Here is a 10965-nt window from a genome sequence, read left to right as displayed (position 1 = left end):
TGCAGCGCTGAGCGGAGATGCTGGTCGGCACGGCGATCGCCGTCATTGCGGGCTAGAGCTCCAGTTGAGCCGACGACCGCCTGGCCGACCTGCCGGTTACCTTCCTGGCCTCGCTGCTGAACGAGGAGGCTCTTGTCGCCCCTGAAGGCCCCGCGAAGCGGTGCGAGGATGCCTCCTCAAGAGGTGAAGAGGACGGGGCGGCCGGAAGGCGGGGAACGCGTTCTGTGGCACGTGCCGGACGACGTGACGATGCACGACCTCCGGCACTTCTACGCCTCGGTGCTGATCAAGCACCGCGAGAGCGTTAGGACGGCGCAGAAGCGTCTCGGCCACGCCAAGCCGTCGATCACGCTCAACACCTACACGCACCTGTGGCCGGACGAGGAGGACACAACGAGGGCTGCGATCAAGGCTGTCTTCCGCATTGTGCCCTCGATGTGCCCTCCCGGGCCGAAAAGCTAGCGTTTCCGCAGGTCAGCGGGGTCGACTAGCGGTAGTTCACGAACTGGAGCGCGAAGTCCAGGTCCTTGCCCTTGAGCAGCGCCTGGACGGCCTGCAGGTCGTCACGGCTCTTCGAGGTGACCCGGAGCTCGTCGCCCTGGACCTGGGCCTTGACGCCCTTGGGGCCCTCGTCCCGGATGATCTTCGCGACCTTCTTGGCATCGTCCTGGGAGATGCCTTCCTTCACGTCGGCGAAGATCTTGTACTCCTTGCCGGACAGCTGCGGCTCCTTGGCGTCCAGCGCCTTCAGCGACAGACCGCGCTTGATGAACTTGCTCTGCAGCACGTCCAGGATCGCCTTGACGCGCTCCTCGCCGTTGGCCTTCATCTCGATCGTCTCGCCGGAGCGCTTGATCTCGGCACCGACGTTCTTGAAGTCGAAGCGCGTGGAGATCTCGCGGGAGGTCTGGTTGATCGCGTTGTCGACCTCCTGCCACTCGACCTTCGAGACGATGTCGAAACTGGAGTCGGCCATGGGTGTTGGTCTCCTTGATGCTCTGGCTGCACTGACACGGCCCGCCCCACCGGACGCCCGCCGCCCCAGCCTATCCAGCCCACCCCCGCCCCCGCCCAGGACAGCCACGCCACACCCGCCGATCCCGCCCCACGGAACCAGGTGGCGGACCACCCCCCGGCATCGGGTAAGGTTTACCCAGTCGAACGGGGCGAGCCCCCGGACGGCAAAAATCCTGGCTGGTTGCCCGAGCGGCCAAAGGGAGCAGACTGTAAATCTGTCGCGCAAGCTACGCAGGTTCGAACCCTGCACCAGCCACAGGATAGAGAAGGGCCCGTGACCTGCGGAAACGCAGAACACGGGCCCTTTCTAATGTGCGCCCTCAGGGGTGATCGAAAAGACCCGAAAAGACTGGGTTGTCTCGGCCTGTCTCGCTTCCTGACCAGCGCGTGTGGGACATCCGTGGGATGGCCCAGGGACGGGCCGTGGTCAGTCCCACTCGGTCAGGCCCTCGGCGATCCGGTGGTTCGCAGCCTCCATCGCACCGTCGAGGCACTTCGCGTAGACGCGCAGCAGCACGGCGATGCTGTGGCCGGCGCGGCGGGCGCACTCCGCCGGGTCCACGCCGGACCGCAGCCAGAACGAGACCCCCGCGTGGCGCAGGTCATAGGGCCGCTTGGCCAGCGGCGAGGCAGACTGCTCCGGGACGAGGACCTTCTCCCGCGCCCGCTGCCACACGACGCCGTACCCGCTCTCCTGGACCATGCCGCCCCGGGCCGTGCGGAACAGCCGGCCGTCCGGCGCGACGCCGTGTGCGGCGATGTGGTCGCGGAGCATCCGCACGTAGACCGGCGGGATGGGGACCGGCCTGGTCTCCTTCTCCGGCCTCCACTTCAGGCCCCGCTCGTCGTGCGGCTTGCCGCTGTCGGTCCAGGAGCTGCCCACGCGCGGGCGGGTCTTCCCGAGGGTCACCATGCCCCAGGCGCCGTCGGGCGGGAGGTAGCAGTTCGCGTCGCGGAGAAACACGGCTTCGGCCGGCCGCATGGCCGCGTGGTACATCCCTCCGAAGAACGCTTCTAGGTGCCTGCCGCGGGCATCCTGCGTGCGGACGGCAGCCAGAAGGTCCCGCACCTGACGGGGGTTGGCCACGACCGCCGGGTCGACCTCCTCGACGGCGGCCGGCGCCGTCCACTGCACCAGCTTGAGCGGGTTGTGGGGCAGGCGTCGCGCTTCGACGGCGTACCCGAGGACGTTGTGGAAGATGTTCTTCTTTCGGATCACACTCGACGCCGCGGCCTTCGAGCCGTCGAGGTTCTTGGTGAACGCCACGAGCACCCTGCGGATCACCATGGGGTCGTCGAGCTGGCTCATCGGCAGGGAGTGCCGCTCGATCCACGCCAGCGACTTCCTGACCTGGTCGGGCGGCTCCTGGGTCCAGCGGTTCATGTTGAAGGCCCAGCTGTAGAGCGCCGTCCGCAGGTCTCGCGCCGGGGGCATCCCCACGCGGGACCTCACCAGGTGCGGCGTGGCGGTGGCCAGCATGTCCGCGTGCGTCGTGCGGGTCTTCGCGGGGGAGTCCGGCCACTTCATCTCGATGTAGTCCCGGGCGTGGGCGTACCAGCTCACGTCATCCCGGGCGCGCACCACCGACATCGGCAAGCCCGAGATCTCGTCGAACGGCTCACCGGCGTTGACCGCCGTCACGAGCTTGGAACGCTCGCCGTCCGCGAGCGTCTTGGTCTTGAAGGTGGCGGAGAAGGGCTCGTTGCCGACCTTCCACCTCAGCTCGAACGTGTTGGGACCGGAACGGACGTGCTCCCGGATGGCCCAGATCCGGACCTTGAACGTGGGCTTGGGCAAGGCGTACTCCTCGGAACAGCGAACGGGCCCGGCGGCAGCCGGGCCCGTAAAGTCGGGTCTCAGGCGGCGGTCTGCTCCAGGCTGGCCAGCCACTCGTCCAGGTCGGCGCGGCGGCACCGGAGGTGCCCGTTCGGCAGCTTGATGAGCCGGGGGCCGTGGCCCCGGGCACGCATGCGGTAGAAAGCCGCTCGGGACATGTTCAGCTCGCTGAGCACGTCGGACAGCTTGAGGCTTCGGGGCTCGGCCACGGGTGGGCTCTCCTCGTTCAGTTCTGAGCGGTGGGATTCGGGCGCGCTGTCCTAGGTCGGAATTTCTGCGTCACCGCGTCATCTGCGTCACTCGGGCTCCTGACCTGCGGTTTTTGGTGACGCAGGTTGCGGGGTCTGCGTCACCTCTGCGTCTTGGGCTGCGTCATCGGGTGACGCGGGTGACGCAGGGGTGACGCAGCGTCCGTCGTCTGCGTCACCCGTTCCTGCGCAGGTCAGGGGCCGTTTTTTGGGCCGGGTGACGCGGGTGACGCAGCGTTCCCCTACTTAGGAAAAAGGAGGGGGGTGTCTGTCGTGGTTGGCAGCGCCTCGAAGAGCGATTTAGGAGCCGCTTCGCGGCGCGACCATCGGGGCGGCTTCGCCGAACAGCAAGAGGAGCACCCGCTCGGGCAGCCGGGTGCTCTTCTTGCTTGTCCGGGGAGCCTGCGCCGGTCAGACCTGCAGATGCTGCTGCTCGTGCGGGACGGCCGCGACGGGGCGGGCCATTTCGAGGTAGCGGCCCTCCTTCGTGCGGCCGGTGTCGATGAGGACGCCCCGGGCGGCGAGGGTGGGCTGAAGGCGCTTGAGTCGGTCGGAGAGGACCTTGCCGGTGGTCGGCCAGCCCTTGGGTAGGGCGCGGAGGTCGTCGCCGCTGTAGAGGCGCCCGAGGCAGTGCAGCCACTCGGTGGAGGTCATGCGCTGCGCGGTGCCAGGGGCGATGGTCTCGGCGTGCTTGAGGACGGTCTGCGCGAGCAGGTCGCCCTCGATCACGTCGTCGTTCAGGTCGTCCAGGCTGGCCCGGTAGGCGGCCAGCGCCCCGAATCCGGTCGCGGCGTCGAGCTGCGCGCACAGGTGCGCGAAGTCCGCCATGCGCAGGTCGGTCGGCGTCTCGGCCTCGGCCGCGCGGACCTTGACCGCGAGGTCGAGCAGGGATCCGAGGGCGACGGGCAGCACCTCGGCGTACTCGGCCCACAGCTCCGCTTCGGTGCGCCGGACGCGCGGGCGCTCCAGGCGCAGGGGCAGGAGGCGTTCGGCGAGGTCGGGGCGGATGACGCCGACGTCGATGCCGGTCAGGAGCAGGGGCCGGCGGTAGGCGGAGCGGTGGACGTCGCCGTCGGTGAACAGGGCGCGCTTGACGGACTCGGCGCCGGTGACGATGCAGCACATGGCGTCGGAGAGGTCGGGGGTCATGTGGGAGAGGTTGTCCAGGGCGGTGACCCATCCGGCCGCGACGGCGGCGATCAGGTTCTCCTCGTCCTTCGGGGCCCGGCGCAGGTCGCCGCTCATGCCCTCGATGATTCGCACGAGCATCCGCCCGCCGGTGGACTTGCCCGCGCCCTGCGGGCCGGTGAGGAACGGCGCCGGCACCGGCACGGACGGCCCGAGGCAGCCGATCAGCCAGGCGATGGCCAGGCACTCCGTCGTCGCGTTCGCGAAGTTGCACAGCCGCAGCAGCAGGTCGATGCCCTTGCCGTCCGTGTCCTTGACCGGCACCGGCAGTTCGCCGGTGAGTTGGGTGCGCCGCCAGCACACCTCACTCGGGTCCGGGACCACGGTGTCCCACCCGGTGGGGTGGATGCGCACGGACAGGCCGTCGGAGCGGCCCAGGTCCAGCCACGTCGCGCCGTCGAACCCGGGGGCGACGCGGATGTTGACGGGCTGCACCGCCTCGGACAGGGCGAGTGCTTCGATCAAGTCCAACGCCTCCTTGAGGGCGGTGCCGTTGAAGACGCCGATGCCGTCCTTGTACAGGCCGACCATGAGTTCCTGGCGGTGGCTGCCGGTCGTGCCCTGGGAGCGGATCGGCCGGGCCACGGGGTGGCCGGTGCGCTGGGCGTAGACGGTGCCGTCGGCGGTGCGGAAGTACCGGAAGTGCGTCTGCGCGTAGGTGGCGATGATCTCGCGGGCGGGGTTCTTCTCGTCCTCGGCCACGTGCTACAGCCCCAGCCGGACGAGGGCGTTGGCCCAGGCGTCGGCGCAGTGCCGCGGGGACTCGCCCTTGGCCTGCGCGGCGGTGAACAGCCGCGCGGTGTGGGCCTCGGTCAGGCACCCGCACCGGCCGTGCGTCGAGAGCACCGCCAGGAACGTCTGGTAGACGGTGGCGTGTACGGCGGCAGCAGCCTCGGCGATGCGCTGCTCGGCCATGGCGATGCCCCGCTCCAGGAACGTGGGCGTGCGGTGCGGGCACCTGCCGCCACCGGCCGGCGCGGGCGCCGCGACGACCACGGGCCGGACCGGGGCGGGGTCCTTCACCAGCAGGTCGCGGACCGTGTCCGGCAGGGTCGCGATGGTGCCGGCGCCGGGCCCGAGCCACCGGGCGTAGGCCATGGACGACTTGACGTCCACGCCCGGCCTGACGCGGTTGGCGGAGGCCATGGCGCCCCGGTAGAGCCAGTGCTCGCCCCGGGTGGTGAGCACGGTCCGGGTGGCGGGCAACGCGACGCGCGCCCACGCGATGGCCTCGGCGTTGTCGAGGTCGACGACGGTCACGTCCGCACCGCCGGGGTGGTAGGCCACAGCGGCGGCCTCCCGCCACGCCCACGCCCACGCGGGCGAGTTGATGACGTCGGGGTCGGTGGTGGCGGCGGCCCAACCGTGGCACGGCAACGGGCAGAGGCAGGGGCCGGGGGTCTTCATGTTCGGCCGGCCGCCGCACGCGTTGCCGGTGCAGCGCCGGCAGTTGCCGAACGGCACCTTCCTGGCCCGCAGCGGCAGCACGGGCACGCCGAACGCCGCCAGGAACAGCGCGGTGGTCAGGTGCTCTCCCCGAATCGCGGTGGATTGGGTCATGCTGGGATCTCCAGTTCTCTAGACGGGTCTGGATTGGCGGCGGCCCCGGTTCTTGCCGGAAGGGGGCCGCCGCCGTTGTCGTCTGCTGCGTTCTCGGCGCAGACCTTGTGCGAGGGTCTGCGCTGGTCGTCGCGCAGCGGGGTGGGACGTCCGCACCAGCGGCAGGGCAGGGTGCGGGTGCGGTCGTAGTGAGAGGCGTCGCGCCAGTCCAGGTGAGCAGGCACGACCGGGTGCCTAGGCGCGGAGGGCGGCGGTGAGCAGGGCGGCGCCGAGGTGGGGTGGGACGGCGTTGCCGATCTGTTGGCCGATGTCGCGCCCGGACCACGGGTGGTCAACGGGGAAGGACTGGAGTGCTCCGGCCTCGGACCAGGTGAAGCGGTCCTCGGTGCCGTTGTCGGCGAGCACGCGGACGCGGGAGATTTTCCCGGTGACGGTCGCGGAGGGTTCGCCGCTGCTGCGACGTCCTCGGGCCTTGGGGTCACCGCCGGTGCCGTAGTTCGAGACCACCGTGAACGGGCCTCGCCCGGGGATCACGTCGCCCATGGCGACCCACGGCAGCAGGCCGGGGTCACCGGCCGTGCGAGGGGTGCTCTTGGCGTGGTGCCGGTGGGTGGGTGCGGGCAGGGCGGCGGGGCCGGTGAGGCGGGCGATCAGGGCCGCGCGGCGGCGGGTCTGCGGGACGCCGTACTGCTCGGCCTTCACCGTCCCCACGGCGACGCTGTAGCCCTCGGCGCGCAGGATGCCCGCGTACGCCTGCCAGACGGGCAGGACGGCCGGGACCTGCTCCAGCACGATCGCCTCGAACGGGTGGCCCGTGTCGAGGTGGGCCACCGCCCACCGGAGCGGTTCCAGGACCAGGTGGATCAGGTCCGTCCTGGGGTTGTGGGTGTGGCGGGAGACAGGTCGGCGTTCGGCAATCCGGTGGGCGAGGGCGATGATGTCCGCCAGGGCCCGGCGTCCGGCCCCGTTCCCGGCGGCGGAGAACGGCTGGCAGGGCGGTCCGCCGAGCAGCAGGTCTGCGTCGGGGAAGTCGGCGGGGTCGTGGTCGCGCACGTCCGCCTCGATGGTGTCGAGGCCGGAGGCACGGCGGGTCGCGCACGCGTCCGGGCTCCACTCGATCCCGGTCACGTGCACGCCCATCTCGCGGGCGGGCAGGTCGAGGCCGCCGACCCCGGCGAACAGGTCCACCGCCCGCCGGGTCCGGGCACTCTCGGCAGCGGTGCGGGACGGGATATCCATGGCGGGTTTCTCCTGGTCAGCGGTTGCGGTTGGAGACGGTGACGTTGACGTTCACCGCGCCCTGCCCGCTGCCGCCCCGGCCGCTCCCGCCGCTGGTGGTCTTGGCGAGGGCGTAGGCGCCGACGCCGAGCGCGGCGAGGCCGCCGACGCTTCCGGCCGCCGCCGCGACGGCCTGCACCGCGTAGCCGATCCCGAGTCCGCCGGCTCCGAGGGCGACGCCTCCGGCGAGCAGGCGCGCGGGCCACGGGTCTCGCACCGGGGCCGGGTTGGTGGCCGGAGGCGGGGCGGGCAGGTAGACGGCGGTCGGTGCGAGCGCCGGGCCGTGGACGACCGGCGCGGGGACGGCGGGGTGGTAGACGGCGGGCGGGGCGGTGAGCGGGGTGGGCGCGGCGTAGTAGGGGGTGCCGTCCGGGCCGTGGAGGACCGGGGCGGCGGGCTGCGGCATGGGCTGGGTGTGGTCCATGGGTGTCTCCGGTCGGTTCGGCGGGGCGGGGTGGGTCACGTGCGCAGGCGGCTGAGGGCGTTGCGGATGCTGCCGAGGGCGACGGTGCGGCCTCCGTCGGCGTTGACGGCGGTGAGTAGGGCGTGGGCGTCCATGTCGGCGCCGCCGTTGTTCTCCAGCGCGGCTTGGACGCGGTCGGTGATGGTGAGCCGGTCGGAGGCCTGACTCGCGCCGGGGGCGGGGGGCGGCGGGGGCGGGTTGGTGCCGGGGCCGACGGTGACGTTGCGGGCGAAGGCGGCGGTGTAGGCGGCGTCGCCGTCGAGGCGCTGGGTGTAGGCGTCTCCGGCGACGGGCCAGGCGCTCTTCTCCAGGGCGGCGTGGGGGCCGTCGCCGTAGAGGGCGAGCATCTCGGGGTCGAGGCCTTCGGTCGGCAGCGCGGAGCCGACGCGGAAGAAGCGCATGCGGGCGCCAGGGTAGGGGCCGGACAGGAGGTAGCCGCTGCCCTGGGTGCCGGGCCGGTTCTCGTCCTCCTCGGCCTCGAACTGGGAGATGAGGCGGGTGGCTCCGGCGTACTTGGGGATGGGGGCGAGTTTCTGGCCGGGGGGCAGCAGGCCGTCGGCGACGAGCTGCCTCATGAGGTTGGACGTCCAGCGCAGGAGCAGGACTTCGCCCTCTTTGAGCATGGAGCGCAGGGTGTCGGAGCCGCCGAGTTCTTCGAGGTGCCCGGCCTGGGCGAACAGGGCGATGCCCATCCCGAGGGAGCGGCCGGTGCGGCCGATGTCCTTGATGTAGTAGGTGGCCTCGTCCCGGTAGGGGGCGCCCTTCTCCAGCAGGCGGTTGGCCTCGTCGATGACCTCGTACATCAGCGGGTCGGGGCGGTCCTTGAGGAACTTGGAGCGCCCGAGGCGCGCGTAGCGTTCCTCGCGGTCCTTCATGACGTCCCAGTAGGTGCGCAGTTGGGCGATCGCGCCCTCCTGCGTGAAGACGGGCCAGTCGACGTTGCCGCGGGCCTCGGGGGCGGACTGGCCGCCCTTGAGGTCGGCGTACCAGACGGCGATGCCGGAGCGCTTCATCGCGGCGAGCAGGATCTGACCGGCGGTGGACTTGCCGGCGCCGGTGGTGCCGAACAGCAGCAGGCGCTGCGCGGACCCGGACACGGGGTCGTACAGGCGCACCCACACGCGGCGCCCGTTGTGGTAGAGCCCGGCCCAGACGCGTCCGCGCTCGTCCATGGCGAGCAGGTCGGGGTCGGGCAGGTGGACGTCGGCGAGCGGGTCGTCGGGGTAGACGGTGACGATGGCCTGGCTGCCGCGGCTTTCGACAGACAGGCGGGAGATGTCGTCGATGCGCATGGCGTCGGCGAGGCGTTCGATGTCGTAGGTGATGGGGTCGCCGGGCGGGGACTGGACGGTGAACTCGTAGACCGTGCGGCTCACGCGTCGAGCTGCTTGTCGAGGTCGACGGTGCGGATCGCGGTGATCGTGGTGCCGGGCATGCCCTTGGGGGCGATGTGCTGGGCCCAGTAGGCGTGCAGGTCGGCGGCCTGCTGCGGGGCCCGGCCGACGGTCAGGCGGCGCACCCCGGCGCCCCGGCCGGGGATCTTGGCGACGGTGATCTCCTCCTCGTCCCAGTCCAGCAGGGCCGACAGGGAGGTGATGGAGACCGTGGGCACCGGGGCGCCGGGGCGGGCGGAGCGGATGACCGCGGTCATGGACTGCGGGCCGGTCTGCTCGATGTGCTCCAGCACGGTGCCGGGGGCGAGGCCGCCCTCGATGGCGGCGCGCTCGGACCACCACACGGCCATCGGGTGCCGCTCGCCGGCCTCGGCGGGCGCCGCACCGATGGGGTTCTGCTGGGCGGTGGCGACGGCGGCGGGGGTGAGGGAGGGTTCGCGGCCGGCCATGACGCGGGCCAGGCGGGCCGGGCGGACGAACCACACCGCGGCCGTCCAGGCGGTGTCGGCGGCCAGTTCCCACCAGTGCAGGCCATGGACCAGGCGCTCGGTGACGAGCAGTCCGGCCATGGCGGCGGACGGCGCGACGTACAGGGCGGTGGCGGTGTCGCGGACCTGCCCGGCGGGGAGGGTCGCGGACCAGAGCAGGCCGAAGCCGAGCGCGGCCCCGGCCGCGCCGATCGAGGCCGGGTACCAGGCGGGGTTGAGGGCGGTGCCGGTCAGGGCGAGGGCGCCGGTGAGGGTGGCGGCGCGGCCGATGCGGTCGCGGGCGACGGCGAGGCGCCCGCGCACGGGTCCGAGGGACATCATCAGGTGTGCTCCTTCGCAGGCCAGAGGCGAAGGGGCGGCGCTGCCGCGTGTGGGGCGGTGGCGCCGCCCCGGGCGGGGTCAGCGGTTGCTGTAGAACTCGCGGTCGGCCATCTCGACGGGCATGGCGTCGGCGGCCTCGGCGACCGGGCCGTAGTCGGCCTCGTGCGCGTCGGCGGTGGCCTGGAAGAGCGTGGACAGGTCCTCGGTGGCCTGGGCCATGGCCTCGGCCTCCTCCAGGACCGCGCGCATCACGGTGGCGGCGTCGCGGTGCTCGCCGACGGTGTCGCGGTCGACGTTCAGCGCGGCGGCCTGGTCGGCGAGCCGGTCCACCGACCGCGCGCAGTCCTCGACGTACCGGTAGGTGGCGCGCACCCGCTCGGACAGGAACGCCAGCTTGACGGAGGCGATGGCGAGTTGGGCGACGACGATGCCGAACCGGACGGCGTCGGCGAGGGCGCCCCCGGCGCCGGTGAGCGCTTCCCCGGTGCCGTCGCCAGGGCCGTCGGTGCGGTCGGAGGGCGGCGTGCTGGTGGTGACGGGCCGGCTGCTGGTGACCGGCGTCAGTTCGGAGTCGGACATGGGTGGTGCTCCTACTCGTTGTGGTAGTCGCGTTCGGCGGGGGCGGTGTGGCCGGCGTCGCGCACGGCGTCCGCCAGCGGCTTGTGCCGGGCCGCGGCGTTCGTACCGGCGGTGGCGATGGCCTCGGAGGCGGCGGGGATGGTCTCGGCGACGGCCTCGGCACGGGCCTTGACCGTCCCGGCGTGGTCGATGAGCGCGGCGACCATGCCCTCCAGGACGCCGGGCACCTTCAGCTCGACGACCTTGGCGTGCAGGGCCTCCAGGTGGCCGAGCAGTCGCTCGCAGCCCTCGGCCGCGCGGCGGGCGTCGTCGGCGCCCTCCATGATCTCCTCGGCCATGTCGGCGTCCGCCTCGATGACGTCGTAGATGGTCAGGTCCGCGTCCGCGTACTGGGTGCCGTGCCCGGGGCGCGGCGGGAAGAGGGTCACAGGCAGTCCTCCAACAGGTGAGGGGGCGGGCGGTGCCGGGCGGGTGGTGCCCGGGCGGGCGTGCGGGCTGTGGTGCGGGGAACGCGGTAGGGCGGCCTGCCCGCGGCTGAGGCGACCGGCCGCAGCGCGCGGCCCGGGCGGGCGCGGCCGGGGCGGGCGCCTCG

The 10965-nt window shown here is 72.3% G+C and carries 12 protein-coding genes and 1 tRNA gene; 2 read left to right on the top strand and 11 right to left on the bottom strand.

From position 1 onward, the window contains the following. Positions 1 to 168: 168 nt before the first annotated feature. Positions 169 to 462 carry a tyrosine-type recombinase/integrase gene (locus tag ABD308_RS24085; RefSeq protein ID WP_344338574.1) on the top strand — a complete coding sequence of 98 codons (294 nt, stop codon included), beginning with the start codon at positions 169 to 171 and terminating at the stop codon, positions 460 to 462. A gap of 25 nt (positions 463 to 487) precedes the next feature. Here the strand turns inward: ABD308_RS24085 and ABD308_RS24080 are convergent, their stop codons facing one another. Continuing rightward, positions 488 to 976, bottom strand: coding sequence for a YajQ family cyclic di-GMP-binding protein (locus tag ABD308_RS24080; protein ID WP_344338493.1), 489 nt, complete (start codon positions 974 to 976; stop codon positions 488 to 490). A 216-nt stretch (positions 977 to 1192) separates the two neighbouring features. Between ABD308_RS24080 and ABD308_RS24075 the strand changes: the two genes are divergently transcribed. Next, positions 1193 to 1273: transfer RNA gene (locus ABD308_RS24075), tRNA-Tyr, on the top strand. A 171-nt stretch (positions 1274 to 1444) separates the two neighbouring features. On the opposite strand, the gene ABD308_RS24070 is transcribed toward ABD308_RS24075, so the two are convergent. From ABD308_RS24070 to ABD308_RS24025, 10 genes are all read right to left on the bottom strand, one after another. Further along, positions 1445 to 2815, bottom strand: coding sequence for a tyrosine-type recombinase/integrase (locus tag ABD308_RS24070; protein ID WP_344338491.1), 1371 nt, complete (start codon positions 2813 to 2815; stop codon positions 1445 to 1447). A gap of 59 nt (positions 2816 to 2874) precedes the next feature. Then, positions 2875 to 3063: a helix-turn-helix transcriptional regulator gene (locus ABD308_RS24065; RefSeq protein WP_344338489.1), complete on the bottom strand. Its 189-nt coding sequence runs from the start codon at positions 3061 to 3063 to the stop codon at positions 2875 to 2877. A 450-nt stretch (positions 3064 to 3513) separates the two neighbouring features. Then, positions 3514 to 4992, bottom strand: coding sequence for an ATP-binding protein (locus tag ABD308_RS24060; RefSeq protein ID WP_344338487.1), 1479 nt, complete (start codon positions 4990 to 4992; stop codon positions 3514 to 3516). A 3-nt stretch (positions 4993 to 4995) separates the two neighbouring features. Then, positions 4996 to 5850: a bifunctional DNA primase/polymerase gene (locus tag ABD308_RS24055; RefSeq protein WP_344338486.1), complete on the bottom strand. Its 855-nt coding sequence runs from the start codon at positions 5848 to 5850 to the stop codon at positions 4996 to 4998. Between the two features lie 234 nt (positions 5851 to 6084). Continuing rightward, positions 6085 to 7089, bottom strand: coding sequence for a DNA cytosine methyltransferase (locus ABD308_RS24050; RefSeq protein ID WP_344338484.1), 1005 nt, complete (start codon positions 7087 to 7089; stop codon positions 6085 to 6087). A 16-nt stretch (positions 7090 to 7105) separates the two neighbouring features. Further along, positions 7106 to 7552 (bottom strand): hypothetical protein, encoded by a 447-nt coding sequence (locus ABD308_RS24045; RefSeq protein WP_344338483.1) that lies wholly within the window; start codon positions 7550 to 7552, stop codon positions 7106 to 7108. Between the two features lie 35 nt (positions 7553 to 7587). After that, positions 7588 to 8967 carry an ATP-binding protein gene (locus ABD308_RS24040; protein WP_344338481.1) on the bottom strand — a complete coding sequence of 460 codons (1380 nt, stop codon included), beginning with the start codon at positions 8965 to 8967 and terminating at the stop codon, positions 7588 to 7590. Further along, the gene (locus ABD308_RS24035; RefSeq protein ID WP_344338479.1) at positions 8964 to 9794 is read right to left on the bottom strand and encodes a hypothetical protein; all 831 of its coding nucleotides are present in this window, start codon (positions 9792 to 9794) and stop codon (positions 8964 to 8966) included. The genes ABD308_RS24040 and ABD308_RS24035 overlap by 4 nt, the downstream gene beginning before the upstream one ends. 78 nt (positions 9795 to 9872) lie before the next feature. Further along, positions 9873 to 10373: a hypothetical protein gene (locus ABD308_RS24030; protein ID WP_344338477.1), complete on the bottom strand. Its 501-nt coding sequence runs from the start codon at positions 10371 to 10373 to the stop codon at positions 9873 to 9875. A gap of 11 nt (positions 10374 to 10384) precedes the next feature. Beyond that, complete coding sequence (locus ABD308_RS24025; protein ID WP_344338475.1) at positions 10385 to 10801, bottom strand: hypothetical protein; 417 nt, start codon at positions 10799 to 10801, stop codon at positions 10385 to 10387. Positions 10802 to 10965: the final 164 nt, after the last annotated feature.

It is taken from the genome of Kitasatospora putterlickiae (genome assembly GCF_039527695.1).
Taxonomy (GTDB): Bacteria; Actinomycetota; Actinomycetes; order Streptomycetales; family Streptomycetaceae; genus Kitasatospora; species Kitasatospora putterlickiae.
The sequence above is the reverse complement of the archived record's forward strand: the minus strand, read 5'-3'. Positions and strand labels throughout refer to the sequence as shown.